Here is a 24756-nt window from a genome sequence, read left to right on the forward strand (position 1 = left end):
AATTTACCAGCTGAAACTTAAAACGGGCCTCATTATAGGTAAAAACACACGGGCCCGCTGAGCGGGCCCGGTTTTCATGCCGGACAGGCGCGCTTAGTCGAGTTCGCGCAGCTTGCTGAAAGCCTGGTCGATACGCTCGACCGAGATGATGTTCATGCCCTCGATTTTCTGCTTGGGCACGTTCGCCTTCGGGATGATCGCTGTCGAGAAGCCCAGCTTGGCCGCTTCCTTCAGGCGTTCCTGGCCGCGCGGGGCCGGGCGGATTTCGCCGGCCAGGCCGACTTCGCCGAACACGACCAGGCCGCGCGGCAGCGGCTTGTTGCGCATCGACGAGTTAATCGCCAGCAGCACCGCGAGGTCGGCCGCCGGCTCGGCGATCTTCACCCCGCCGACCGCGTTGATGAACACGTCCTGGTCGAAGGCCGCGATGCCGGCGTGGCGGTGCAGCACGGCCAGCAGCATCGCCAGGCGGTTCTGTTCCAGGCCGACCGAGAGCCGGCGCGCATTCGGCAGGTGGCTGGCGTCGACCAGGGCCTGGATCTCGACCAGCAGCGGCCGCGTGCCTTCCTGCGTGACCATCACGCAGGAGCCCGGCACCTGGCTGTCGTGCTGGGACAGGAACAGGGCCGAGGGGTTCGACACTCCTTTCAGCCCCTTTTCCGTCATCGCGAACACGCCCAGCTCGTTCACGGCGCCGAAGCGGTTCTTGATGGCGCGCACCAGGCGGAAGCTCGACTGGGTGTCGCCTTCAAAATACAGCACGGTATCGACGATGTGCTCGAGCACGCGCGGACCGGCCAGCGCGCCCTCTTTCGTGACGTGGCCGACCAGGATGATGGTCACGCCGGTCTGCTTCGCCACGCGCGTCAGCTGCGCCGCGCACTCGCGCACCTGCGACACCGAACCCGGAGCCGCCGTGAGCGCGTCGGAATACAGGGTCTGGATCGAGTCGATCACCGCCACTTCCGGCTTCAGGTCGGCCAGCGTGCCGAGGATCTTCTCGAGCTGGATCTCGGCCTGCAACTTGAGGTCCTTGGCGTCGACCGCCAGGCGCTTGGCGCGCAGCGCGATCTGGGCGCCCGATTCCTCGCCGCTCACATATAAAGTACTGCGCACCGAGGCAAGGTTGGCCAGCGCCTGCAGCAGCAGGGTCGACTTGCCGATGCCGGGGTCGCCGCCGATCAGCACCACGCCGCCGGCGACCAGGCCGCCGCCCAGCACGCGGTCGAATTCCTCGATACCGGTGCCGAAGCGCGGCACGTCGATCGCCTCGATGTCGGCCAGCGAGAGCACCGGCGCGGTCTGCGCCAGCGCCTTGTGGTGCTGGGTCTGCGACATGCGGTTCACGCCGGCGCTTTCCGCCACCGTCTCGACCATGGTGTTCCAGGCCTTGCAGTCGGGGCATTGGCCCATCCAGCGGCTCGATACGCTGCCGCACTCGCTGCACACGTACTGGGTTTTTGCCTTAGCCATTGGTTCCCATCCGTCCTTCGCTCACGCGCACGCGCGGCGCGAGCGCGCACATCAATTCATAGCCGATGGTGCCGGAAGCGCCCGCTACCTCGTCGATCGGCAGGCCGTCGCCCCAGAGCGTGACCTTGCTGCCGACGCGCGCGTTGGCGATCGGCGTCAGGTCCACCGTCATCATGTCCATGGACACCCGGCCGACCACGCTGGTCCGGATGCCGTCGACGATCACCGGCGTGCCATGCGACGCGTGGCGCGGATAGCCGTCGGCATAGCCGCAGGCCACCACGCCGACCTGCATCGGTCCCGTCGCCTCGAAGCGGCTGCCGTAGCCGACCGTGTCGCCGGCCACCAGGTCCTGGATCGCGATGATCTCGGAGGCCAGGGTCATGGTCGGGCGCAGGCCAAAGTCGTGCGCGGTGCGGCCGCCGCCCGGGGTGCCGCCGTAGAGCATGATGCCGGGGCGGACCCAGTCGTTCTGCAGTTCGCTGGCCAGCGCTTCGTTGTGCAGCACGCCGGCCGAGTTCGACAGGCTGCGCTCGCCCTCCAGGCCTTCGACGCCGCTGCGGAAACGGCGCACCTGCTCGGCGATGGTCAGGCGCGGGTGCTCGAGCTCGTCGGCGTTGGCGAAGTGGGTCATGTGCGTGATGTTGCGCACACCCGGAATCGCGCGCAGGCGTTTGTACGCGGCGGCGTATTCTTCCGGCTTGAAGCCGAGGCGGTTCATGCCGGTGTTCATCTTCAGGTGCACGTCGATCGGGCGGTACAGCTGGGTGTACTCGAGCATCTTGATCTGCTCCAGGCAGTGCACCGTGCTGTTGATGTTGTGCTCGGCCAGCAGCGGCACGTCGGAGACGTCGAAGATTCCTTCCAGCAGCAGGATCGGCTTGACCCAGCCGAGTTCGCGGAGGCGCAGAGCGTTCTCGGTCTCGATCAGGGCCAGGCCATCGGACTGGGCGAAGCCCTTCATGCCGCGCTCGAGCCCATGGCCGTAGGCGTTCGCCTTGACGACCGCCCACAGCCGGGACTGGGGAGCGCAGGCGCGCGCGCGCGCCAGGTTATGCTGCATCGAATCGAGGTGGATGGTGGCGCAAAGCGGGCGTGGCATGGCAGGCGGACAGTAAAAAATGACGAAAAAAGACCGAAAACCGGGCGAATCGTGAATTAGGTGAAGGGTTCTATTTTACCGGACCGGACGGGGTCCTGCCCGGCTGTTTTCTTTGGCGAGCCGACCTTTCATGGTATAAAGCAACCCACACTCGTTTTCAGATACTCTCGATGAACCGTGGTTTTTACACCATTATGGCGGCGCAGTTCTTCTCGTCGCTGGCAGACAATGCGCTGCTGTTCGTAGCCATTGACATATTGGTGACGATGAATGCCCCGGCTTCGCTGACTCCGCTGCTGAAGCTGTCGTTCGTCCTGTTCTACGTCTTGCTGGCCGCTTTCGTCGGTGCCTTCGCCGACGCCATGCTGAAGGGCCGCGTCATGTTCATCGCGAACCTGATCAAGATCTTCGGCTGCGCCCTGATGTTCATGGAGGTGCATCCCCTGCTCTCCTACGCCGTGGTCGGCTTCGGCGCGGCCGTGTATTCGCCGGCCAAGTACGGCATCCTGACCGAACTGCTGCCGCCGGAAAAACTCGTCGCCGCCAACGGCTGGATCGAGGGCCTGACCGTGATGTCGATCATCTTCGGCACCGTGCTGGGCGGCGCGCTGGTGAGCCAGGCCGGCTCCGCCTTCCTGGTAGGCTTGCACATCCCGGGCATCGACACCACCAGCGAGGCCGCGATGGCGGTCGTGGTCGGCATCTACATCCTTGCCGCGCTGTTCAACCTGCGCATTCCCGACACCGGCGCCCGCTACGAGCACCAGGAACGCAATCCGATGAAGCTGATCGCCGACTTCGCCAACTGCTCGGCCACGCTGTGGAAGGACAAGCTGGGCCAGATCTCGCTGGCGATTACCACCCTGTTCTGGGGCGCGGGCGCGACCTTGCAGTTCATCGTGCTGAAGTGGGCCGAGCGCTCGCTGGACATGCCGCTCGACAAGGCCACCAACCTGATCGGCGTGGTCGCGATCGGTGTCGCGGTCGGCGCCGCGCTGGCGGCGAAGATCGTGCCGCTGAAGAAATCGCTGACCGTGATCCCGATGGGCATCCTCATGGGCCTGGTCGTGACCGTGATGGTGTTCGTCTACGACGTCGCTGTCGCCTACCCGCTGCTGGCCCTGATCGGCTTCCTGTCGGGCTACTTCGTGGTGCCGATGAACGCCCTGCTGCAGCACCGCGGCCACGTCCTGATGAGCGCCGGCCACTCGATCGCCGTGCAGAACTTCAACGAAAACCTGTCGATCCTGACCATGCTGGCGATGTACGCCATCATGATCACCCTGAACCTCGACCTGAACGTGATCATCGTGATCTTCGGGCTGTCGATCGCGGGCATCACCTGGCTCATCCTCAAGCGTCACCAGCGCAACCAGGCGCAGCACGATTCGCTGGCTTTGATTGGCGAGCACAAGCATTAAGTAGGGTGGGCACGCCGTGCCCACGCGTTTCGGGCGCATCCTTCGGCTACGTACCGGGAAACATCGCTCGATAACGCATCACTCTGCCGCCAGGGATTCTGTCAACGCCGCGTAGCGCTACGTCGCGGCCGACAATATGAGAGACGCAGGTAACGCGTGGGCACGTCATTGATGCCCCCGGCATCAATGACCCCACCCTACGAATATTTGCAATTATTGCAATATTACCAAACAATATTTCGCGTCGCATCGCCGGCGCGGCGGGCCGCGGCGCGCTCGCGCCAGTCGTCCGGCACGATGAAGCCGCGCTCGATCTCCTCCACGCAGCCCGGCGTCTCGCGCACCACGGCCACCAGCACCGGCGACGCCGATTCCTCGAACTGCGCCTCCAGCTCCGCGTGCAACTGCGCGCGGTTCATCAACGAGGCGGCCGACAGCGCGCGGAACGGCGCCAGCCACTGCAGGCGCGGCAGGATCAGGAAGGCATCCGCCCCGGTCGCATCGAGCTCGTCCAGCGCGCACCAGAAACCGCGGCAGTGGCCGGCGGTGATGCCGCTCATCGCCGGCCAGCTGCCGGCCGGGTAGAACAGCCAGCCCTTCACCAGCGCGCGCGCTCGCACCACCGGCCTTGGGAGCAAGGCTTGGGCGGCCGGATGCGCGCCCAGTTCCAGCTGGCGCTCGAAGATCTTGCGCATCTTGGCGCCCAGGCTGTCGGCCAGGTTGGGGCCGACCAGGGCGTCGAATTCCTTGTCCGCCTCTCCCTGCAGCAGGTAGAACTTGGTGGCGAACTCGATGTGTTCGGCCGCGTCCGGGCCGGCCTCGAGCAAAAAGTCGAATTCGCCGACGGTGTCGTTGCGGCCGGCGCGCACCTGCAGGCCGTGCGCGATCAGGCGGCCCTGGTGCTGGAAATAAAAGGCCATCAGCTTTTCCGCGTACAGCCCGAGGCGGGTGTAGACGCGCGGGCCGAGGGCGGCGTCGAGCGGCGCCGGGTCGCGGTCGAGCTCGGCCAGCCAGCGCGCGGTTTCCTCCGCTACCGGTCCCAGCGAGGCGATGCGGCCCTGCCAGTGCGGGGCGCCGGCGTCGAGCAGATCGGGTGAATCGAGGAGCCAGGCCAGCGCACGCACCCGCGCGCGCCGCAGGTGGCCCCAGCGGCGGTGGAAAGACGCCTGGTAGCTATCGGTCCCGTCGCGCATGGACAGCTCGCGCGCGGCACAGGTCGGCCCAGGCCTGGGCCTTGTCCAGGCCGCGCCGCAGCAGCTCGCCCGGATGCAGGGTCGCCACCAGGCTGGCCGCCCCAAAGGCGTGGACCGCGCCGCGCGAGCCGGCCAGCGGCTCCTGCAAGGGCTTACCGAGCAGGCCGTTGGCGGCGATCTGGCCCAGGGTCAGCACGGTCGATGCCCTGGTGAGCGCCAGTTCGCGCTCCAGGAAGGGGCGGCAGGCGGCGGCTTCGTCCTGGGTGGGCGCGCGGTCGCCGCCGTTCGCGGTCGTCGGCCGGCACTTGACCAGGTTGGTGACGTAGACATCGCGCTCGCGCGACAGGTCGACCGCGGCCAGCATGTTGTCGAGCAGCTTGCCGGCCTCGCCCGACAGCGGCGCGCCGGCCTTCTCGTCGGCGGCCGAGCTGGCCCCGGCGGCGACGAACCAGCGCGCCTCGCGGGCGCCGGCGCCGTACACCGGCTTCGCGCCGCCCGCGCAGGCGCCGCAGCGCTTGCAGTTGGCGATCGCGGTGCGCAGCTCGTCCCAGTCCATGGACGCGATCGCCGCCTCGTCGACGGCGAACGGGTCGGGCTCCGGCTCGGGCGGGGGCGGCGGTGTCCAGGCGGGCGGCGGCGGCGCGGCCGTGACCGGGATCGGACCCCAGGCCGGGTCGCGCTCGGGCGGACGCACGGGTGCGGGGGGCGGTGCGGGGGCGACAGGCGCCAGCGCCGGTGCAGCCGCTGCCTCGGCCACGGGCGCGGATGCCTCCGCCGCCCCGGCCTGCCCTGCTTCCTCCTGTGCCGCTTCCTGCGGCGCATGGCGCAGGCGCCACAGCGGGGCGATGCCCATCTCCTGCAGGAAGACCTCGTCGCGTTCGCTCACCTTCATACGTCCAGCCTCATCACGATCGCTTCCTCGCGCTTGCCCTCATGCGCCGGATAATACCCCTTGCGCCGCCCGATCTCCGCGAAACCGTAGCGCCGGTAGACGTGCAGCGCGCGTTCGTTGGACGGGCGCACTTCCAGCAGCACCGACGTCGCGCCCATCTCGCGGGCACGCGCGCACAGGCTGTCGAGCAGCCAGCGGCCGAGGCCGGTGCCATGGCGTTCGCCGGCCACCGCCACGTCGAGCAGGTGGGCTTCGTCGAGCGCGTACATCAGGAGAAAATAGCCGGCCAGCTTGCCGGCCTGCTTGCCAACTTCCTCGCGCGCGACCCAAGCGTCGTAGCCGCTGACCAGGCAATCGTCGAAGTTCGCGCGGCTCCACGGGTGCGGAAACACGCTGCACTCCAGCGCATGGACCTCGTCGACGTCGGCCGGCAGCATCGGGCGCAGCGCCAGTCCGGGCGGAACAGGCACGCCGGTCATGCGCCGGCCTTGGCCGCGTTGATCGCCTGGCGCTCGGCGCTGGTGTAGGCCACCTTGTTGCGCAGGTAGAGCGGCTGGGCCTGGCTGGCCGGCACACCCTGCCCGGCCGCCAGCGCGGGCACGGCCAGCACGGCCAGCTCGCGCGCGTGCGGGACGATGTCGCCGATGCCCGGAACGACGACATCCGCGAAATCCTTGCCGGCAAAGGCCTCCGGATAGGCCGCCAGGCCGTTGCCGCAGGCGACCAGGCCCGCGGCCGGCAGCGGCTGCACGGCATCCGGCGCCGCCAGCACCGGTTCGGAGACGACGTACCAGCCGCCGTCGTAGCGGTACTGCGCCCAGTAGACTTCGCCCATGCGCGCGTCGAGCACCGCCAGCACCTCGGTCGCCCCGGTGCGCGCGCGGCAGGCTTCGGCCATCGCTTCCAGGGTAACCAGCGGGACCACCGGCAGGTCGGCGCCGTAGGCCAGGCCCTGGGCCACGCCGCAGGCGGTGCGCACGCCGGTGAAGGAACCGGGACCGGCGCCGAAGGCGATCGCGTCGACGTCGGCCAGCTTCACGCCGGCTTCCAGCAGCAGTTCCTGCACCATCGGCAGCACGGCCTGGGAATGGGTGCGCACGCCGCCGGATTCGCGCGAATAAAGGTGGGCGCCGGACAGCAGCGCGCACGAGGCGAGTTCCGACGAGGTTTCGATAGCAAGGATGATAGGCATGCGTTATTTTAACCCGCCGGAGCGGGACCCGGCCATGGCCGCCGGCCAACACCCTGCTGCTGGATTGCCGCGCCCGAGGTAGAATGCGCCCATGCATAGCCTGACACTCGAGTTCGACAACCGCGACACGATCGCCGCCGCCATCGAAGGCGACCGCTGGGTCGTCGCCTGCCTGTGCGCGGCCTGGTGCGGCACCTGCGGCAGCTACCGCGCCGCCTTCGAAGGACTGGCCGCGCGCCACCCGGACAAGGTCTTTGTCTGGATCGACATCGAAGACCAGGCCGACGTGGTCGGCGACCTCGACGTCGAGAACTTCCCTGCCCTGCTGGTGCAGCGCGAGGACACGGTCGCCTTCTTCGGCACCATGCTGCCCGACCCCGCAGTCGCCGACCGCCTGGTCCAGGCCCAGGCCGAACTGGCGCCGGAGGAACTGGCGCGCCTGGCCCAGTCCAGCGAAGAGCGGCGGACCTGGCAGCGCGACTGCAACCTGCGCACGCTGCTGCAGAGCGCCGCCTGAGCGTCACCTCAGCCACGCGTCGCCTCGCGGCGTCCGCGCCGCGCCTACTCTTCTTCCTCGTCCTGCAAGCGCTCGAAGCAGCCCAGCGCCGCGCGGTCCAGCCCGGCCGTCACGAAAGGATCGTCCATCCCGACGCGCGCCGCGTCGACCAGCATGCGCAGCTTGCCGAGGCGGTCGGCCAGCGCCAGCGTCCGGGCCAGGGGCGGCGCCTCGGAGCGGCCGGCGCGCGCGATCGCCTCGGCCACCGTCTCGGGAAATTCCCATAGCCGGGCGATGCGCGAGGACAGCAGGCGGGCGCCGGCGAACAGTCCGGCGACGAAATCGTCGGACTGCGGCAGCGCGCCGTCCTTGCAGGCCATGTCGACCAGGCGCAGCGCCACCACCAGGCCGACGTTCTCGATCAGGCCGGCCAGGTAGGCCTCGAAGGGATTGGCGCGCGCATGCGGCGCCAGGATGCTGGCGGCGAGCGCGCATTTTTCGGACTGAGTCCAGACCAGCGGCGCCGCGCGCTTCGCCAGCGCGCCGGTCTGCACGCTCAGCACCGGACGCAGGGCCACGCGCGCCAGCAGCATGCGCATGCCGTTCTGGCCGAGCAGCATGATGGCCGCTTCCATGCTGTCGACCGGCGGGCCGGCGTGGTAGCGCGGACGGTAGCGCGGCAAGTTGGCTTCGCGGTAGACCTCGGCGACCAGCACCACGTCCTTGCCCATCTGGCGCGACAGGTCGGCCGCGTTCATGTTCTCGTCGCGCAGGGTGCGCAGCAGTTGCGGGATGATCTCGGGAACGCGCGGCACCAGGGCGGCGCCGGAGGACGGCGACTGCCCCAGGCGCGCCAGCTCGGCCAGGATGCGGTGTTCGGTATCGGGCGAGGCCGCCGGCCAGCTCGCGCCGACCAGCCAGCGGTACCAGGCGGCGTCGACCTCGGCGGCGGTGGCCGGTGCGTGCGCGTCGGCCAGCGCCGCCGCATCCGCCGTCTCGACCGTCCGCGCCGCCGGTTTTTCTCCTTCGCCGCCGAACAGCTTGCCGATCCACCCCATGTCGCGTGCCACCTATGAAAATGCAGTCGCCGGGGATTTTACATGATGCGACGGCAAGCCTCTCCGAAAAACGGCCGGAGGATCAGTCGCCGGGACCTTCGCCCGGCATGGTGTCGGCCATCAGGCGCAGCTCTTCCGGCGTCAGGTCCTCGGGCTTCTTGTCCTTCAGGCCGTCGAAGCTTTCCTCGCCGCGCGCCTCGCCCTGGGCCTGGGCGGCGTCGCGCTCCTGCTGTTGTTGCTGCTCCTGCTGCTGCGGCGGCTGGCCCGCCTGCTGCGCGTCGGGCTGGGCTTGCCGGCCCGGCTGGTTCTGGTTTGCCATGATGCTCCTCCTGCGTGTCGTTCGATGGCATGCCAGTGTGACACAGCCCGCCGGCAGGCGGCGTCGCCTAGCCGGCAGGCAAAGCCCTGCTACTGCCCACCTTTATATGATGGAAAAAACACCTGCTGGCCGTCGACCTTGAAGGCGCCGATCAGGCTTTGACCCTCGGGCGAGGTGATCCACTCGACCAGCTGCATCGCGCCCTTGTAGTTGGCTTCCTTGTGCTTCTGCGGATTGACCGCGATGATGCCGTAGGGGTTGAACATCTTCGGATCACCCTCGACCGCGATCTGCAGGCCGGTCTTGGCGCGGTAGGCGATGTAGGTGGCGCGGTCGGTCAGGGTATAGGCGCGCAGTTCGGCCGCCATGTTCAGCACCTCGCCCATGCCCAGGCCCGCCGACACGTAGGCCGGGCCCTGGGGCTGGCTGCCGACCTGCTTCCAGTAGGCCTTTTCCATCTGGTCGGTGCCGGAATTGTCGCCGCGCGAGATGAATTTCGACTTGCTGTCGACGATCTTCTTCATCGCGCCCAGCACGTCCTTGCTGCCCTTGATACCGGCCGGATCGTTCTCGGGGCCGACGATGATGAAGTCGTTGTACATCACGTCGCGCCGGTTCACGCCATGGCCTTCGGCCACGAATTTGTCTTCGCTGGCGCGCGCATGGACCAGGGTCACGTCGACGTCGCCGTTCTTCGCCAGTTCCAGCGCCTTGCCGGTGCCGACCGAAATCACGTTGACTTTCGAGTTGGTCTTGGCCTCGAACTTCGGCAGCAGGTATTGCAGCAGGCCCGAATTCTCGGTGCTGGTGGTGGTCGACAGGCGGATCACCTGCTGGGCAAAGGCCGGGGCCGGGGTCGCCACCGCCGTGGCCAGCAGGAAGCCCAGCAGGGCAAGGTGTTTCTTCAGTCGGGTCATGCTCTTTCCTTTCATTGAAATCCGTGTTTGCGCAGGATGTCCTGGGCGGGCGCGCCGAGCACGAAGCGCAGCAGGCGTTCGCCCTCGATAGAGCCCTTGCGCGCGGCGATGCCGTAGCTGCTCGGTACGTTCAGGCTGTCGGGGATGCGCAGCATCTCCAGGCGCGGCAGCGCGTCGCGCACGACCACCGCATTGGTGCAGTACATGATGTAGGCGTCGGCCTTGTCGTCCCGGAAGGCCGCGATATAGGGCAAGGTGCTGTTCGGGTCGAGATGGGCGGCGCCCGACAGCTTGAGCGCCTTGGCCTCGAACACGGCGTACAGGCCGGGCTGTTGCGCATCCGCCTTGCGGAAGAACTGCCAGGTGTAGTCGCCCATTGGGTCGCTGCCCGGGGTCGAGGTGGCCAGCCGCAGGCTCGGGCGGGCCAGGGTGTCGAGCAGCTTGTCGGCGCGCAGGCCGATCTCGGGCGTGGACACCACGCACAGCGCGTTGCGGGCGAAGACGCGGGACTCGCCCAGCAGGCCCTGGCGCGCCAGCGCCTCGGTGTGCTCGGGCGAGGCCGAGGCGAACAGGTCGACGGCGCGGCCGCCTTCGATCTCCTTGCGCAGCTTGCCCGAGGGGCCGTACTGAACCGCGAAATCGGCGCCGCCGGCGGCGCGCCAGGCCGCCAGGATCTCGCCGAAGGCCGGGCGCAGGCTGCCGGCCGCCAGCAGCACGGGGGCCCCGACGGCCGCCCGGACCGGGCTCGCATCCTGCGCCAACGCGGCGCCGGGAACAGAAGCCGCAAGCACAGTGGCGAACAGATTCGCGGCCACGTTCGCGCCCGGCGCACGCTTGTTCGAGTGCAGCCCCATTCGCATCCCCTGTGTCATTGTTATCGATGTGCTATGGTAAGCCGCCTTTAAAAACTTTCAATATGAACATCATTGCATAGGTTGCACCCTGAAAATGCTGCACGTTAAGCTTGCCTATACCTTCGACCGGTGCGCCGGCATGCGGACCCAGCTCGACAATCCCCTGTTCGACATCCTGTCCGCCATCCACGCCTCCGGCTCGGTCGGCCAGGCCGCCGCGCGCCTGCAACTGTCCTACCGCCACGTCTGGGGCGAACTGAAGAAATGGGAAACGGCGCTCGCATCCAGCCTGATCGTCTGGGAGCGCGGCAAGCGCGCCCGCCTCTCGCCCTTCGGCGAAAAACTGCTGTTCGCCGAACAGCGCGCGCGGATGCGGGTCATGCCCCAGGTCGAGAACCTGATCGCCGAGATGGAGCGCGAATTCGCGCTGGCCTTCGATCCGAACGTGCACGTGATCCCGATGGTCGCCAGCCACGACCTGGCCCTGCCGCGCCTGAAGGACAGCCTCGCGCGCGACGCCAAGCTCTACCTCGACCTGCAGTTCCGCGGCAGCATGGAATGCATCGAGGCCCTCAGCCGCGGCGAATGCCTGCTGGCGGGCTTTCACGTCAGCGAAGACCGGGCCCCGGGCAGCATGACCCAGAAGGCGTTCAAGGCGCTGCTCAAACCCGGGCGCCACAAGCTGATCAACTTCGTCGGCAGGCGCCAGGGCCTGATGGTCGCCCGTGGCAACCCGAAACGTATCCGGAGCGTGCAGGACCTGGCGCGGCCCGAGGTGCGCTTCGTGAACCGCCAGCCCCAGTCCGGCACCCGGCTGGCGGTCGAGCAGTTATTGGCCCAGGCGGGGGTCGATCCTGCCCGCGTGCAGGGCTTCGACAGCGCCGAGCCCACCCACCTGGCGGTGGCCGCGGCGGTGGCGTCGAACCTGGCCGACGCCGGCTTCGGTATCCAGGCCGCCGCCGCCGAGTTCGGGCTCGACTTCATTCCGGTGATGCGCGAACAGTATTATTTTGTCTGCCTGAAGGAGGCGGTCGACGTGGCGCCGATCAGCACCCTGCGCGAACTGCTCGGACGCAGCGCCTGGCAGGAAGGGATCCGCGACCTGCCCGGCTACGACACCGCGGGCGCCGGCGAAGTGATTTCGCTCAGCCGCGCCCTGCCCTGGTATGCGTTTCGCAAGCCGAAGTGAAAGCGGCCATGGATGAACAGCTGAGGCATGGTGGCGGACTGGCGGCGGACGAACGCCAAGGTCTACGCTTCGACCGCGCCGAATGGGCCGCCGCCTTCGCCGACCTCGGCACCTTCGTTCCCTACGTGGTCGCCTACGTCGCCGTGCTCGGCATGGACCCGGTCGGCATCCTGCTCGCCTTCGGCGTGGCTCTGGTTTGCTGCGGCTTGGCCTATCGCACGCCGGTCCCGGTGCAGCCGATGAAGGCTGTCGGCGCCCTCGCCGTGGCGCAGGCCGGCATGCTGTCGGCCCACGCGGTCATCGCCGCCAGCCTGGTAACCGGCGCGCTGTGGCTGCTGCTGGGCATGAGCGGCCTGGCGACGCGGCTGGCGCGCCTGGTCCCGCGCGCGGCGGTGCTGGGTGTCATGCTGGGACTGGGCCTGACGTTCGTGCTGCAGGGGCTGCGCATGATGGACGGGGACTGGCGGGCGGCGCTGGCCGCACTCGCGCTGGCGCTGCTGCTGCGCAGGAGCCGGCTGTTCCCGGCGATGCTGGTGCTGCTGCTCGGCGGCCTGGCCTATGGCGTGGCGCGCAACCCCGACTTGTGGCGCGACGCCAGCTTCGCCTTCGCCCTGCGCCTGCCCGCCTTCGCGCCGGGCGACTTGCGCTGGGACGACCTCGTCGCCGGCACCCTGCTGCTGGCCCTGCCCCAGTTGCCGCTCACCCTGGGCAACGCGGTGATCGGCGCCAGCGAGGAAAACAACCGCCTGTTTCCCGACCGGCCGGCCAGCGTGAAGAAGCTGTCGCTGTCCACCGGCCTGATGAACCTGTTCGGCGGCATGGTCGGCGGCGTGCCGATGTGCCACGGCGCCGGCGGCATGGCGGCCTACGCCGCTTTCGGCGCGCGCGGCGGCGGCGCGCCCGTCATCTTCGGCGCGGTGCTGCTGGTGCTGGCCCTGTGCTTCAGCGGCGCGATCGCCTTCCTGCTGCACGCCATCCCGGCCGCCGTGCTGGGCGCCATCCTCGCCCTCGCCGGCGCGCGCCTGGTCGCGGGGAACGTGCCGCGCACGCGCGACTGGCGGGTGCTGTTGCCGGTGCTGGTGACGGCGGCGGTGGCGTTGTGGAACGTCGGGCTGGCGCTGGTGGTCGGCGTGGGTGTGCATTGGATGCTGCGCCGGCAAGCCTGAAAGCACGACTGGCGGAAGCGTCCACCTTCTTCTGAGAACAACATTCGCATACACTGAGCCATATTGATTGTCCGCTATCGACCAACAGCGGACGGTCAAATCACGATGATGCAATCCCTGGGCGACGATGCACGGAGGCGAGCCAGACCATGAATTTACTGAAACGACTGAACACTCCCTGCGTTAGTGGCGCTATTGCGGCCTTGTGCTTTCTTGTCGCGTCTATGTTGGACGCGGCCCCGGTGGGCATCGGATTAGTTTGTTTAATCGGAGTCATCCAAGGCGCATTTCCCCGACATGAGCTGATGACTTTTGTTGCTGGCATGCTCGCAATGATGGTTGTCTTCTCAGGTTTAGGGCTACTGCTCGGCAACTCGATTCCAGCTGGGTTCGTGATGGTGCCGCTTCTCACTGCACTCATCTTGTTCTATGCGGTCGTTGCTTTTTTTATCGGGTCAGTAGTCTCTCGACTGTGGCGGCAGTTTGTTTCTAGACCAAGTATCTAACGGCATGCTCCGGCAAGGTCTGCTTCGGGTCGTCAACAGTCAGCCAGGAGTGGCCGTTTCTACCCTTGCTGCAGATGGCGAACGGCCCTTCGCATATCTCGAACGGAGGACATCGTGGGACTACTTACCTTCAGCATCAACCTGACCCTGGACGGCTGCATCGACCACCAGGAAGGCATCGCCGACGACGAGACGCACGCCTATTTCACGAGCCTCATGGACCAGGCCGGGGCGATGCTGTGGGGCCGCGTCACCTACGAGATGATGGAAAGCGCTTGGCCGGCGGTCGCGCGCGGCGACGTGGAGGCGCCGCCGGCGCTGCGCGCGTGGGCGGTCAAGCTGGAGGCCAAGCCGAAGGTCGTGGTGTCCTCGACGCGCACGGACTTCCCCTGGACCAACAGCCACCATCTCGCCGGCGACCTGCGTGCGGGCGTACAGCATCTCAAAGACGCGACCCCGGACGGCGTGCTGCTCGGCAGCGCCAGGCTCGCGGCCGAACTTGACCGGCTGGACCTGATCGACGAGTACAAGCTGCTCGTCCACCCCAGGATCGCCGGCCACGGCCCGACGCTGTACGAGACGGGGCTGCCCGCCACGCGACGGCTCGCGTTGATCTCGGCGAGGCCGCTCCGAAACGGCGCGGTCGCTATGCACTACCGGCGCGCGCAATAAATCAGAGACGAGCCAGGTCCCCTGGCACCGGCCGCACCCGGGCTGGCCTTGCTTACGCCAGCCGCAGCGGCAAACTGCGCAGCCGCTTGCCCGTCAACTGGAACACCGCCGAGGCCACCGCCGGCGCAATCGGCGGCACGCCCGGCTCGCCCACGCCTTCGGGCGGCTCGGCGCTGGGGACGATGATGGTCTCGACCATCGGCGCGCGGTCCATGCGCAGTACCGGGTAGTCGCCGTAGTTGGTCTGCTGCACGCGCCCGTCCTTGATCGTGATCTCGCCGCCCAGCGCCGCCGACAGGCCGAACACCACCGCGCCTTCCATCTGCTGAGCCACGATGTTCGGATTGACCACGATGCCGCAGTCGATCGCGCAGACCACGCGGTGCACGCGGATGTCGGTTCCCTCGACCGAGACCTCGGCCACCTGGGCCACGATGCTGCCGAAGGACTGGTGCAGCGCGACGCCATGCGCGCGCCCCGCGGGCACCGGGCCGGCCGCCGCGACCGCCCTGTCCAGTACCGCCAGGTGGCGCGGATGCCGGGCCAGCAGCGCGCGCCGGTAACTGACCGGGTCCTGCCCGGCCGCATGCGCGACTTCGTCGAGGAAGGCTTCCTTGAAGAAGGCGTTGTGCGAGTGCCCCACCGAGCGCCAGTAGCCGAGCGGCACGGCGCTGTCGACGATCACGTGGGCGATGCGCTGGTTGTCGATCTCGTACTGCATGTCGTACTCGCCCTCGGCCGTGGTCTTGTCCGGGCCCACGCCGGGCAGGCCGAGGTTGCGCGGGAAGTACTGGTGGCCAATCGCCCCGCTGGCCGACTTGTTGTCCCAGGCCAGGATGTTGCCGGCGGCGTCGAGCCGCGCCGTGAAGCGCGCCAGCGCCGCCGGGCGGTAGACGTCGTGGGTCGTGTCGTCCTCGCGGGTCCAGATCAGCTGCACCGGGCGGCCAGCGGTCTGCATCGCGACCGCCACCGCCTGGGCCACCATGTCGCCTTCCAGCCTGCGCCCGAAGCCGCCGCCGAGCAGCATCACCTCGATGCTGACGTCCTCGCGCGCCACGCCGGCGACCTTGGCCGCCACGTCCACCGCGATGCTCGGCACCTGGGTCGAAGCCCACAGGCGCACCTTGCCGTCCGCGACCTGGGCGGTGCAGTTCACCGGCTCCATGGCCGCATGCGCCAGGAAGGGCGCGCGGTATTCGGCGCTCACGGTCTTCGCCACGTTGGCGACGTCCTGGGTGCCGGATTCGAAATAGGTGTAGCCGGACTCCTTGTCGAGGGCGGCGGCGAAGCCGGCGAAGATCGCTTCCGAGGATAACGCGGCGCCCTCGCCTGCGTTCCAGTCGACCGGCAGCGCGGCCGCGGCGCTCTTCGCCTGCCACCAGCTGCGCGCCACCACGGCCACGCCCGCGCCGGCGCCGGCACGTGCGTCCAGCGCCGAAGAGATATCGACCACGCCGGTCACGCCCGGCATGGCCTTGATTGCGGCGGCATCGAAGGAAGCGACGCTGCCGCCGACCGTCGGGGCCATCTTCACCGCCGCGTACAGCATGCCGGGCACGCGCGCGTCGATGCCGAACCGCGCGCTGCCGTCGACCTTGGCCGGCGTGTCGCGGCGCGGCGCGGCCTTGCCGATCAGGCGGAAGGCGCGCGGCTCCTTCAGCTTCACATCGGAGGCATCGATGCCGGCCCCGACCTCGGCCGCGCGCGCGGCCAGGCTGGCGTAGCTGGCGCGGCGGCCGTCGTCGCCGATCACGAAGCCGTCCTCGGTGCGCAGCTGCGCGGCCGGCAGCTTCCAGTCCGCGGCCGCGGCTTTCACCAGCATCGCCCGTGCGACCGCGCCGGCCTCGCGCATCGGCAGCCAGGCGTCCTTTACGCTGGTCGAGCCGCCGGTGAACATGATGCCCAGCTCGCGCCCGATCTTCGACAGCATCCACTGGGCGCCGTCCTTGACGTTGCCGCGCTGGTCGGGATGGAAAGGCAGGTTCTCGCGCAAGACCGTCAGGTTGCCGAAGATCTTGTCGATCGGCGCCGGGGCGATGCGCACCCGGTCCAGGCCGATGTCGAGCTCCTCGGCCACCAGCATCGGCAGTGCGGTGTGCACGCCCTGCCCCATCTCGCTGCGCGGCACCACCACCGACACCGTGCCGTCGGGATTGAGCGCCACCCAGCCGTTCAGGGCCACCGCGCCCTGCTCCACCGGCAGCGGCTCGGCCGTGTGCAGGCGCTGGCGCGGCGGCTGCATGCCCCAGCCCACCACCAGCGCGCCGCTGCCGAGCAGGCCGCCGATCAGGAAGCGGCGCCGCGACCGCCGGGGCGCCGCGCCGCCTTGTTCAAGTGCTGGTTTCCCGCTTCCGTCCACGTCTCTCATTGTCCTTCGATCCCCAATTCGCCAGCAGCTCGTCCGCCCCAACCGGCCGCCCGTACAGGTAACCCTGTGCACGGCCGCACCCATGGCGCAGCAGGAAGGCCGCCTGGTCGTCGTTTTCCACCCCTTCGGCGATCACCGAAAGGTTCATGCTCTTGCCCAGCTGGATGATCGCGATCGCGATCGCCTCGTCGTTGACGTCGGTCGAGATGTCCTTGATGAAGCTGCGGTCGATCTTCAGCACGTCCACCGGCAGCTGCTTCAGGTAGGCCAGCGAGGAGTAACCGGTGCCGAAATCGTCGATCGCCAGTCCCACGCCGAGCCCGTGCAGTTCGCCGATGAAGGCGGCGGCGTCGTCGGCGTGCATGATGATCGACTCGGTCACCTCCAGCTGCAGCCGCTGCGGCGCCAGGCCGGTCGCCGCCAGCGCCGCGCGGACCAGCGGCGCCATCGCGCCGCGCTCGACCTGGCGCACCGACAGGTTCACCGCCATCTTCGGCACCGCCAGCCCGGCCGCGTCCCAGCGCACCATCTGGCGGCAGGCCTCGAACAGGACCCATTCGCCGAGCTGGTTGATGAAGCCGGTGTCCTCGGCGATCGGGATGAAGCGTTCCGGACTGACCGCGCCGAGCTCGGCATTATGCCAGCGAACCAGGGCCTCGACCCCGATCAGGCGCCGGCTCTCGATCTCGACCTGGGGCTGGTAGTGCAGGAAGATCTCGCCGCGCTCGATGGCGCGCCGCAGCAGCGCCTCCATGCGCAGGCGCAGCGTCCCTTCGCCGTCCATCTCGGGCGCATAGAACTGGTAGCCGTTGCGTCCGCGCGCCTTGGCCTGGTACATGGCGACGTCGGCATTGCGGATCAACATGGCCGGGTCGAGCGCGTCGCGCGGGAACAGGCTGACGCCGATGCTGCCGGTGACGAACAGCTCGTGGCCGGACACCAGGAAGGGCTGCTCGAACAGGGCCACCAGCTTGTCCGCCACCTGGGCTGCGCCGAAGTGGCCGTCCACGTGCTCGAGCAGGACGACGAATTCGTCGCCGCCCAGGCGCGCCAGGGTATCGCCCTCGCGCAGGCGCATGCCCAGCGCGGCCGCCACCTGTTCCAGCAACTGGTCGCCGACCTGGTGGCCGAGGGTGTCGTTGACGTTCTTGAAGCGGTCCAGGTCGATGAACATCACCGCCAGCTCCTGGTGCTCGCGCAGGGCGCGCCCGGTCGCGTGCAGCAGGCGGTCCTGGAACAGCAGACGGTTCGGCAGGCGCGTGAGCGGATCGTGGTGGGCCAGGAAGTCGAGCTGTTCCTGCGACTCCTTCAGGCGCGTGATGTCGCTGAAGACGCCCACGTAGTGGGTCAGCGCGCCGGCGTCGTCGCGCACCGTCGACACCGTCAGCCACTCGAGATAGATGTCGCCGTTCTTGCGCACGGCCCAGAATTCGCCGCGCCAGAGGTCGTGCTGCGCGACGTCACGGGCCAGCTCCTCGTAGAACGCGGCGTCATGGCGCGGCGAACGCCGCACGTCCCATGGCCCGCCGACCACCTCGCCGGCCGCGTAGCCGGTGATCGCGGTGAAGGCAGGATTGACGGCGACGACCGTGCCCGCGGTGTCGACCACCATCACGCCGTCGGCGATATGGTCGATCACGGTGGCAGACAGGCGCAGGCTTTCCTCGGCCTCCTTGCGCTCGGAGATGTCGGCGAACACCCAGACGTTGCCGGCCTCCGGGCGGCCGGGCACCAGCGAACTGCCGCTGACCAGGCACCAGCGCAGGCTGCCGTCGCGGCGGCGAAAGCGCCGTTCGTGGCGCGGGTCCTCGCCGCGCGCCATGCGCGGGAAGAATTCGTCCTCGGCACGCGCGTGCTCGTCGCTGCTGGCGAACAGGACCGCGGCCGGCTGGCCGACCAGGCCGCCGTCCGGATAGCCGAACAGCTCGTCGGCGCGGCGGTTGGTCGAGACGATGCGGCGCTCGCGCGTGAAGACCACGCCGAACATCACGTTGTCCAGGATCGCGCCCTGCTCTACCAGCAAGGCCTCGATGCGCATCTCGTTGTGCTTGCGTTCGCCGATGTCGGAGATGATGCCGTCGACCCGGAACCCCGGCTCGCCCGGCCGCCCCTGCGGCTGGCCGCTTTCGAGCACCCAGCGCTCCAGGCCGTAAGCGTCGACGATGCGGTATTCGATCTCGTAGCTGCGGCCGGACAGGATGGCGTCGCGGGTGATGCGGCGCCGCATGCGCCGGTCTTCCGGGCACACCAGGTTCGACCAGTCGTCGGTGGTGCCGCGCATCAGCTTTGCCGCCGGATAGCCGGAAATGTCCTCGATGGCGTCGCTCACGAACTCGAGCGCCCCGCCCGGTTGGGCGCGGAACACGGCGCCCGGCACCTGGTTGACGATGGTGCGGAACTGTTCCTCGCGCCGCGCGACGTCGACGAACAGCTCGCGGATGGCGCCGCGCATGCGCTCCATCTGGCGCCCGAGCAGGCCCAGTTCGCCTTTCGCCTGGAGCGCCAGCGGGGTGTCGAAGTCGCCGCGCGACAGGCGCTCGGAAAACGCGGCCAGGGCGCGCAGCGGCTGGTGCAGGCGGGTCTGCAGGTAGGCCACGATCAGCGCCATCGACAGCGCCACCTGCAGCGCCAGCACCAGCGCGTAGTTGTCCTGCTTGCGGTGCAGGGCCTGTGCGCTGCGCCGGTCGTCCATCTCGATCGTGAGCCGGCCGATCGGCTGGCCGTGCACCACGATCTCGCGTTCGGCGCGCAGCACCCGTCCCAGCGGACGGTCGGGCGCGCGGACGTCGATGAAGCCGGCCTCGATCGGGCCGTCGGCGGCGCCGCGCACCTGGACCCGCAGCACCGACGGGTCGCGCATGACCGAGTCGACCAGGGGACGGGCGGCCTCGGGATTCATGTTCCAGAGCGACTCCTGCATGCCGAGCGCGAGGATCTCGGCGTTGCGCCGCAGGGCGGCGTCGAGTTCGGCCGCGGTGGCGCGGCGTTCCTGCGCCGCGACCAGCAGGTAGCCGGCCACGGCCGGGACCACCAGGCCGACGACGACGACGATCAGGAGCGCGCCATAGACCGAATTGCCGTAGAAGCGGCTCAGACGCGAAACGAGGGCGCGCAAATCAATCCGGAACATCGTCGTGGCAGCAATGGTTGGGCCGGCGCGGCCGGCCAGTCGTCGGGTCACTCGCCACGATTATGCACAGCAAATTGCCCTGAGTCATCATTTATGGTGTACACCGGCATCCGACAACCGCCGGTAGACGGGCCGGCATCGACCGGCGGTTACGGCTTATGATCGCACAGGGCGCGCAGCCCGCGCGGCGCGTTTCAACCGTGCTCGGGTGTTCCAGCGCGGGCGGCTCAGGTATTCCGGCGCGGATAGCCCTGCGCCAGGATGCGCTCCCAGACGCGCTCCTTCTGCTCGGCCGTCATCGAGACCCAGTGCGCCACTTCCGCCACGGTGCGCCCGCAGCCGCGGCAGACCTCGTCGAAGGTGGTCGAGCAGACCGCGACGCAAGGCGTGTCCGGACGTTGCGGCACGGGCGGCTTATCGTGCGGGTCCGACATCGAGCTTGTCCCAGCCTTCGTGGCCCAGTTGTTCCATGGTGTCGATGTTCTTCTCGAAGATCTCGGCCGCGTCGGGGAAGGCCTCGACGGCGCGCGCGATGCTGTCCTCGCGCAGCAGGTGCAGGATCGGGTAAGGCGCGCGGTTGGTGTAGTTCGCGATGTCGTTCGGATCGCTGTCGGCGAACTGGTAGTCCGGGTGGAAGCTGGCCACCTGCAGTTCGCCGTCGAGATGCATGTCCTCGACGGCGGCATCGGCCACGTCGAGGAACTCGTTGTAGTCCAGAAAATCGTTCAGCACGAAGGGATGGATCAGGAGCGTGGTGTCGACTTCCTCGGCCGGGGTGTCGGACAGGCGCTGTAGTTCGTCCATCAATTGTTCCAGCAATGCCTCGGGTGTGCGCGCCGGCGACACGACGTAGCGCACCTGCTCCTTCACGTAGACCGACTTGGCGAAGGGGCAGAGATTCAGGCCGATGACGGCCTTTTCCAGCCAGCGGCGGGTGGCGGCGACGATGGCGTCGTCGTCGGCGTTCGGGTTGGCAGTACTCATGTGATGCTTTCGATAATAAAAAATGCCTGAGGCGAAAGCGCGATTGTACGCACAGTTTGCGTGTGCTCATAGGTCCGCCTATGCTCGGCGGGTAACTTTGGAAACACGCGAGCACATCGGTAAACACGTGCCCCTGTCGGGCTGGCAAGGCTGCCAGGCGCATAAATATTGCCGTAAAGCATTTCTTCTATAAGGCAATTTTTGTGATACCCGGAGGGAGTACCTTGGCATCATTGCGCATCTTCATTGGCAAAACGCGGAATAAAAATTCGATACCCCTTTAAAAAATTCCATAAAGTATTGCTTGTTAGCAGAAAGAGTAGACAGAAAAATTTGTAACGGGGCTGACATATTGCTTGACTGCCTCAACAGCAGCTCCTTACACTGCCCCCTTAATCGTCAGTCCCGCCGTTCCTGGACGCAACACTGGAAAGCTATGTACGACACGACCCGCCTTACTTCCGTCGCCGCCGCGCTGGTGCTTCTCTTCTCCGCACCGTTCGCCCAGGCCATCGATAACGCCCCAAGCAGCGCCACCCAGGGCGCCGCCATCGGCCGTCCCGCCGCGCCTGCCGGCGCCGCCATGCTGAAGGTCGACGACTACAAGGAAACCGACGTCTGGGGCCGCATCCGCAGCGGCTACGCGATTCCCGACATCAGCAACAACCTGGTCGAGCGCCACGTCAAGTCCTACGCCAGCAAGCCGGACTACATGGCCCGCATCTCCGGCCGCGCCTCGCTCTACCTGTACCACGTGGTGCAGGAACTGGAAAAGCGCGGCATGCCGACCGAACTGGCGCTGTTGCCGGTGATCGAATCGGCGTTCAATCCCCAGGCCCTGTCCACCGCCAGCGCGGCCGGCATCTGGCAGTTCATGCCGGGTACCGGCAAGGACTTCAACCTGAAGCAGAACATGTTCAAGGACGAGCGCCGCGGCGTGCTGGCCTCGACCGACGCCGCCCTGACCTACCTGCAGCGCCTGTACACCATGTTCGGCGACTGGCAGCTGGCCCTGGCCGCTTATAACTGGGGCGAAGGCAACGTCCTGAAGGCGATCAAGACCAACCAGGAAGCGGGCAAGCCGACCGACTTCGAAAGCCTGGCCGACCTGATGCCGGCCGAGACGCGCAACTACGTGCCGAAGCTGCAGGCGGTGAAGAACATCGTCGCCAATCCGACCCAGTTCGGCGTGACCCTGCCGGTGATCGACAACCAGCCCTACTTCACCGCGGTCGACAAGACCAGCGACATCGACGTCGCCGTCGCCGCCCAGCTGGCCGAGATGTCGCTCGACGAGTTCAAGGCCCTGAACCCACAGTTCAAGCGCCCGGTCATCACCGGCGAGAAGACCAAGATCCTGCTGCCGAAGGAAAACGCCGAGAAGTTTCACCTGAACCTGGCGCAGTGGGGCCAGGCGCTGTCGAACTGGACCACGCACCGCATCACCAGCGCCAAGGAAAGCATCGGCTCGCTCGCATCGAAGTTCGGCACCACCCCGGAAGTCATCCGCCAGGCCAACAACATCCCGGCCCAGACCCGCCTCAAGGCCGGCTCGACCATCCTGGTGCCGAAGACCTCGGCCAGCATGCACAGCGACATCGCCGAGAACATCATCGAGAGCGCCGTGGTGGCCCTCGAAGCGGACCGCGGCGAGAAACGCGGCGGCGCCCGCACCCAGCGTTTCAAGAGCAAGGCCGTGGCCTCGTCGAAGAACCGGGTGTCGCGCAACACCAACAGCACCCGCAAGCACCGCTGAGCGGGCGCCGCCGGGCCGCCCGGCCCGCTGTCGACCCGCGCAGGAGCTGGATTTTCATCAGCTCGCTCTTTGCGCTACATCAAACGGACCACACTGTGCAAGCATTTCGAAAGTGCTGTATAGTGTGGTTTGTGCGCTGCAATAACCACGTTGCGATACCTTTTCGCCGAGCACCGCACTGGAAGTACAACTAGCAGCTTCGCAAGCCAGGCGTATCGTTCAGATACCCTCCCATAAAGCCCTCCCGCCCTGTGTGTCGCACCTTGACACCGTCCCGGCGCAAAGCTTTTGTGCCGAAATTTCTTTCATTTCTGAGTCATTTCGTTGTGTTGGTTCGCGTTGCTATTTTGCGCTCGCAAACGATAGGCGAGCGCTGATCACTACCGAAAGAGTAAAGAAAACAATGAGTTTTGAAGCACTAGGTCTCCACGCGTCGCTCGTCAAGGCAGTCACCGAAGCCGGCTATCTGAAGCCGACCGCGGTCCAGGAACAGGCGATCCCCGCCGCCATCGGCGGCCGCGACCTGCTGGTCTCGTCGCAAACCGGTTCGGGCAAGACCGCGGCGTTCATGCTGCCGTCGCTGAACAAGTTTGCCAATACCGAGCCGGCGCCGATGGGCCGCACCCCTGCGCAGGAAGCGCAGGCTGCCAAGGCCCGTGGCGAACGCGTCCGTTTCAAGCCAGCCCAGCCGAAGATGCTGGTGCTGACCCCTACCCGCGAGCTGGCCCTGCAGGTCACCACCGCGACCGAACAATACACGACCTCGATGCGCCGCATCCGCGCCGTCTCGATCCTGGGCGGCATGCCCTACCCGAAGCAGATGCAGCTGCTGTCGCGCAATCCTGAAATCCTGGTGGCGACCCCGGGCCGCCTGATCGACCACATGGAGTCGGGCAAGATCGACTTCTCGCAGCTGGAAATCCTGGTGCTGGACGAAGCCGACCGCATGCTCGACATGGGCTTCATCGAGGACATCGAGAAGATCGTCGAAGCGACCCCGGAAACCCGCCAGACGATGCTGTTCTCGGCCACCCTCGACGGCGTGGTCGGCAGCATGGCGCGCCGCATCACCAAGAACCCGCTGGTGATCCAGATCGCCAGCGCCACCAACCGCCACGAGAACATCGTGCAGCGCGTGCACTTCGTCGACGACCTGTCGCACAAGAACCGCCTGCTCGACCACCTGCTGCGCGACGAGACCCTGGACCAGGCCGTGGTGTTCACCGCGACCAAGCGCGACGCCGACACCATCGCGGACCGCCTGAATATCGCCGGTTTCGCGGCCGCCGCCCTGCACGGCGACATGCACCAGGGCGCGCGCAACCGCACCCTGGACAGCCTGCGCCGCGGCCAGGTGCGCGTGCTGGTGGCGACCGACGTCGCCGCCCGCGGCATCGACGTGCCGAACATCACCCACGTGGTGAACTACGACCTGCCGAAGTTCCCCGAGGACTACGTGCACCGTATCGGCCGCACCGGCCGCGCCGGCCGCAACGGCGTGGCGATCTCGCTGGTGAACCATGCCGAAGGCATCAACATCAAGCGCATCGAGCGTTTCACCAAGCAGACCATCCCGGTCAATGTGGTGGAAGGCTACGAGCCGAAGCGTGCCGCGCCGACCCGCTCGGGCGCGCGTCCGGGCTGGAAGCCGGGCGACGGCCGCAGCGCCGCCAAACCAGGCCAGCGCAGCTTCAGCAAGCCTTACGGCCAGCGCGATGGCGCACAGGGCGGCTACAACCGCGACGCCGCGCCGCGCGAGGGTGGCTACAACCGCGAGGCTGGTTTCAACCGCACTTCCGCCCCGCGCGAAGGCGGCTACAACCGCGAATCGGCCCCGCGCGAAGGCGGCTACAACCGTGACCGCGGCTACAACCGCGACGCGGCTCCGCGCGAAGGCGGCGCCCGTCGCGAAGGCGGCTACCGCGGCAACGCGCACCCGCGCTCCTTCGACAGCGCCCGCCGCACCTTCGGCGATAACTGATCGCTGTCGGCGACATCGGAAAACGGCTGCCTCGGCAGCCGTTTTTTTTCGCCCCTTGCCGGCGCCCGCCGCCGCGTTCAAGTCGGC

Annotated in this window: 22 protein-coding genes; 8 read left to right on the top strand and 14 right to left on the bottom strand. The window is 67.8% G+C overall.

Annotated elements, in window-relative coordinates; translation table 11 throughout:
• Nucleotides 1-93: 93 nt before the first annotated feature.
• Both radA and alr read right to left on the bottom strand, forming a co-directional pair.
• Entirely contained in the window at nt 94-1473 is a 1380-nt protein-coding gene (gene radA / locus RT688_RS15210; protein WP_313705692.1) for a DNA repair protein RadA, read from the bottom strand.
• Complete coding sequence (alr, locus tag RT688_RS15215) at nt 1466-2575, bottom strand: alanine racemase (protein ID WP_313705693.1); 1110 nt, start codon at nt 2573-2575, stop codon at nt 1466-1468. Before alr ends, radA begins: the two co-directional genes overlap by 8 nt.
• A 170-nt stretch (nt 2576-2745) precedes the next feature.
• On the opposite strand from alr, the gene lplT reads away from it, so the two are divergent.
• Nucleotides 2746-3996, top strand: coding sequence for a lysophospholipid transporter LplT (lplT, locus tag RT688_RS15220; protein ID WP_313705694.1), 1251 nt, complete (start codon nt 2746-2748; stop codon nt 3994-3996).
• Nucleotides 3997-4220: 224 nt separating this feature from the next.
• Here lplT and RT688_RS15225 read toward each other — a convergent pair whose 3' ends face one another.
• The 4 genes from RT688_RS15225 to tsaB are packed head-to-tail and all read right to left on the bottom strand — an operon-like array spanning nt 4221 to nt 7273.
• A complete protein-coding gene (locus RT688_RS15225) occupies nt 4221-5189 on the bottom strand; it encodes a DUF1853 family protein (RefSeq protein WP_313705695.1) in 969 nt (322 codons plus the stop codon).
• The gene (locus tag RT688_RS15230; protein ID WP_313705696.1) at nt 5170-6081 is read right to left on the bottom strand and encodes a uracil-DNA glycosylase; all 912 of its coding nucleotides are present in this window, start codon (nt 6079-6081) and stop codon (nt 5170-5172) included. The genes RT688_RS15225 and RT688_RS15230 overlap by 20 nt, the downstream gene beginning before the upstream one ends.
• Entirely contained in the window at nt 6078-6560 is a 483-nt protein-coding gene (gene rimI, locus RT688_RS15235) for a ribosomal protein S18-alanine N-acetyltransferase (protein WP_313705697.1), read from the bottom strand. The genes RT688_RS15230 and rimI overlap by 4 nt, the downstream gene beginning before the upstream one ends.
• On the bottom strand, nt 6557-7273 hold the full coding sequence (gene tsaB / locus RT688_RS15240) for a tRNA (adenosine(37)-N6)-threonylcarbamoyltransferase complex dimerization subunit type 1 TsaB (protein ID WP_313705698.1): 717 nt from the start codon (nt 7271-7273) through the stop codon (nt 6557-6559). The genes rimI and tsaB overlap by 4 nt, the downstream gene beginning before the upstream one ends.
• 91 nt (nt 7274-7364) lie before the next feature.
• On the opposite strand from tsaB, the gene RT688_RS15245 reads away from it, so the two are divergent.
• Nucleotides 7365-7790, top strand: a complete 426-nt coding sequence (locus tag RT688_RS15245) for a thioredoxin family protein (protein ID WP_313705699.1) — start codon at nt 7365-7367, stop codon at nt 7788-7790.
• Nucleotides 7791-7834: 44 nt separating this feature from the next.
• Here RT688_RS15245 and RT688_RS15250 read toward each other — a convergent pair whose 3' ends face one another.
• The 4 genes from RT688_RS15250 to RT688_RS15265 all read right to left on the bottom strand — a co-directional run bounded on the left by RT688_RS15250 (nt 7835) and on the right by RT688_RS15265 (nt 10917).
• Entirely contained in the window at nt 7835-8827 is a 993-nt protein-coding gene (locus RT688_RS15250; protein WP_313705700.1) for an HDOD domain-containing protein, read from the bottom strand.
• Nucleotides 8828-8909: 82 nt separating this feature from the next.
• On the bottom strand, nt 8910-9146 hold the full coding sequence (locus RT688_RS15255; protein WP_313705701.1) for a hypothetical protein: 237 nt from the start codon (nt 9144-9146) through the stop codon (nt 8910-8912).
• An 89-nt stretch (nt 9147-9235) separates the two neighbouring features.
• Nucleotides 9236-10063 carry an extracellular solute-binding protein gene (locus tag RT688_RS15260; protein WP_313705702.1) on the bottom strand — a complete coding sequence of 276 codons (828 nt, stop codon included), beginning with the start codon at nt 10061-10063 and terminating at the stop codon, nt 9236-9238.
• A gap of 11 nt (nt 10064-10074) precedes the next feature.
• Nucleotides 10075-10917 carry a substrate-binding domain-containing protein gene (locus RT688_RS15265; protein ID WP_313705703.1) on the bottom strand — a complete coding sequence of 281 codons (843 nt, stop codon included), beginning with the start codon at nt 10915-10917 and terminating at the stop codon, nt 10075-10077.
• Nucleotides 10918-11011: 94 nt separating this feature from the next.
• On the opposite strand from RT688_RS15265, the gene RT688_RS15270 reads away from it, so the two are divergent.
• The 4 genes from RT688_RS15270 to RT688_RS15285 all read left to right on the top strand — a co-directional run bounded on the left by RT688_RS15270 (nt 11012) and on the right by RT688_RS15285 (nt 14450).
• Nucleotides 11012-12106: a substrate-binding domain-containing protein gene (locus tag RT688_RS15270; protein WP_313705704.1), complete on the top strand. Its 1095-nt coding sequence runs from the start codon at nt 11012-11014 to the stop codon at nt 12104-12106.
• Nucleotides 12107-12114: 8 nt separating this feature from the next.
• Nucleotides 12115-13272, top strand: a complete 1158-nt coding sequence (locus RT688_RS15275; RefSeq protein WP_313705705.1) for a molybdate transporter family protein — start codon at nt 12115-12117, stop codon at nt 13270-13272.
• Nucleotides 13273-13421: 149 nt separating this feature from the next.
• Nucleotides 13422-13778, top strand: a complete 357-nt coding sequence (locus RT688_RS15280) for a hypothetical protein (protein WP_313705706.1) — start codon at nt 13422-13424, stop codon at nt 13776-13778.
• 114 nt (nt 13779-13892) lie between these two features.
• Nucleotides 13893-14450: a dihydrofolate reductase family protein gene (locus RT688_RS15285; protein WP_313705707.1), complete on the top strand. Its 558-nt coding sequence runs from the start codon at nt 13893-13895 to the stop codon at nt 14448-14450.
• Between the two features lie 52 nt (nt 14451-14502).
• Here the strand turns inward: RT688_RS15285 and RT688_RS15290 are convergent, their stop codons facing one another.
• The 4 genes from RT688_RS15290 to RT688_RS15305 form a co-directional block, all read right to left on the bottom strand.
• Complete coding sequence (locus tag RT688_RS15290) at nt 14503-16818, bottom strand: xanthine dehydrogenase family protein molybdopterin-binding subunit (RefSeq protein ID WP_313705708.1); 2316 nt, start codon at nt 16816-16818, stop codon at nt 14503-14505.
• Nucleotides 16781-19948: an EAL domain-containing protein gene (locus tag RT688_RS15295; protein ID WP_409521924.1), complete on the bottom strand. Its 3168-nt coding sequence runs from the start codon at nt 19946-19948 to the stop codon at nt 16781-16783. The genes RT688_RS15290 and RT688_RS15295 overlap by 38 nt, the downstream gene beginning before the upstream one ends.
• A gap of 227 nt (nt 19949-20175) precedes the next feature.
• Nucleotides 20176-20382, bottom strand: a complete 207-nt coding sequence (locus RT688_RS15300) for a DUF1289 domain-containing protein (RefSeq protein WP_313705710.1) — start codon at nt 20380-20382, stop codon at nt 20176-20178.
• A complete protein-coding gene (locus RT688_RS15305) occupies nt 20363-20932 on the bottom strand; it encodes a DUF1415 domain-containing protein (RefSeq protein ID WP_313705711.1) in 570 nt (189 codons plus the stop codon). Before RT688_RS15305 ends, RT688_RS15300 begins: the two co-directional genes overlap by 20 nt.
• Before the next feature lie 436 nt (nt 20933-21368).
• On the opposite strand from RT688_RS15305, the gene RT688_RS15310 reads away from it, so the two are divergent.
• Both RT688_RS15310 and RT688_RS15315 read left to right on the top strand, forming a co-directional pair.
• Nucleotides 21369-22688, top strand: a complete 1320-nt coding sequence (locus tag RT688_RS15310; RefSeq protein ID WP_313705712.1) for a transglycosylase SLT domain-containing protein — start codon at nt 21369-21371, stop codon at nt 22686-22688.
• 403 nt (nt 22689-23091) lie between these two features.
• Nucleotides 23092-24669 (top strand): DEAD/DEAH box helicase, encoded by a 1578-nt coding sequence (locus RT688_RS15315; protein WP_313705713.1) that lies wholly within the window; start codon nt 23092-23094, stop codon nt 24667-24669.
• Nucleotides 24670-24756 lie beyond the last annotated feature (87 nt).

Source organism: Massilia sp. (assembly GCF_032106685.1).
Taxonomy (GTDB): Bacteria; Pseudomonadota; Gammaproteobacteria; order Burkholderiales; family Burkholderiaceae_D; genus Telluria.

Excerpts from the sequence above, each read along its gene's own strand:
- radA (WP_313705692.1), bottom strand. The coding sequence starts at position 1,473 with ATGGCTAAGGCAAAAACCCAGTACGTGTGCAGCGAGTGCGGCAGCGTA.
- alr (WP_313705693.1), bottom strand. The coding sequence starts at position 2,575 with ATGCCACGCCCGCTTTGCGCCACCATCCACCTCGATTCGATGCAGCAT.
- lplT (WP_313705694.1), top strand. The coding sequence starts at position 2,746 with ATGAACCGTGGTTTTTACACCATTATGGCGGCGCAGTTCTTCTCGTCG.
- RT688_RS15225 (WP_313705695.1), bottom strand. The coding sequence starts at position 5,189 with ATGCGCGACGGGACCGATAGCTACCAGGCGTCTTTCCACCGCCGCTGG.
- RT688_RS15230 (WP_313705696.1), bottom strand. The coding sequence starts at position 6,081 with ATGAAGGTGAGCGAACGCGACGAGGTCTTCCTGCAGGAGATGGGCATC.
- rimI (WP_313705697.1), bottom strand. The coding sequence starts at position 6,560 with ATGACCGGCGTGCCTGTTCCGCCCGGACTGGCGCTGCGCCCGATGCTG.
- tsaB (WP_313705698.1), bottom strand. The coding sequence starts at position 7,273 with ATGCCTATCATCCTTGCTATCGAAACCTCGTCGGAACTCGCCTCGTGC.
- RT688_RS15245 (WP_313705699.1), top strand. The coding sequence starts at position 7,365 with ATGCATAGCCTGACACTCGAGTTCGACAACCGCGACACGATCGCCGCC.
- RT688_RS15250 (WP_313705700.1), bottom strand. The coding sequence starts at position 8,827 with ATGGGGTGGATCGGCAAGCTGTTCGGCGGCGAAGGAGAAAAACCGGCG.
- RT688_RS15255 (WP_313705701.1), bottom strand. The coding sequence starts at position 9,146 with ATGGCAAACCAGAACCAGCCGGGCCGGCAAGCCCAGCCCGACGCGCAG.
- RT688_RS15260 (WP_313705702.1), bottom strand. The coding sequence starts at position 10,063 with ATGACCCGACTGAAGAAACACCTTGCCCTGCTGGGCTTCCTGCTGGCC.
- RT688_RS15265 (WP_313705703.1), bottom strand. The coding sequence starts at position 10,917 with ATGGGGCTGCACTCGAACAAGCGTGCGCCGGGCGCGAACGTGGCCGCG.
- RT688_RS15270 (WP_313705704.1), top strand. The coding sequence starts at position 11,012 with ATGCTGCACGTTAAGCTTGCCTATACCTTCGACCGGTGCGCCGGCATG.
- RT688_RS15275 (WP_313705705.1), top strand. The coding sequence starts at position 12,115 with ATGGATGAACAGCTGAGGCATGGTGGCGGACTGGCGGCGGACGAACGC.
- RT688_RS15280 (WP_313705706.1), top strand. The coding sequence starts at position 13,422 with ATGAATTTACTGAAACGACTGAACACTCCCTGCGTTAGTGGCGCTATT.
- RT688_RS15290 (WP_313705708.1), bottom strand. The coding sequence starts at position 16,818 with ATGAGAGACGTGGACGGAAGCGGGAAACCAGCACTTGAACAAGGCGGC.
- RT688_RS15295 (WP_409521924.1), bottom strand. The coding sequence starts at position 19,948 with ATGTTCCGGATTGATTTGCGCGCCCTCGTTTCGCGTCTGAGCCGCTTC.
- RT688_RS15300 (WP_313705710.1), bottom strand. The coding sequence starts at position 20,382 with ATGTCGGACCCGCACGATAAGCCGCCCGTGCCGCAACGTCCGGACACG.
- RT688_RS15305 (WP_313705711.1), bottom strand. The coding sequence starts at position 20,932 with ATGAGTACTGCCAACCCGAACGCCGACGACGACGCCATCGTCGCCGCC.
- RT688_RS15310 (WP_313705712.1), top strand. The coding sequence starts at position 21,369 with ATGTACGACACGACCCGCCTTACTTCCGTCGCCGCCGCGCTGGTGCTT.
- RT688_RS15315 (WP_313705713.1), top strand. The coding sequence starts at position 23,092 with ATGAGTTTTGAAGCACTAGGTCTCCACGCGTCGCTCGTCAAGGCAGTC.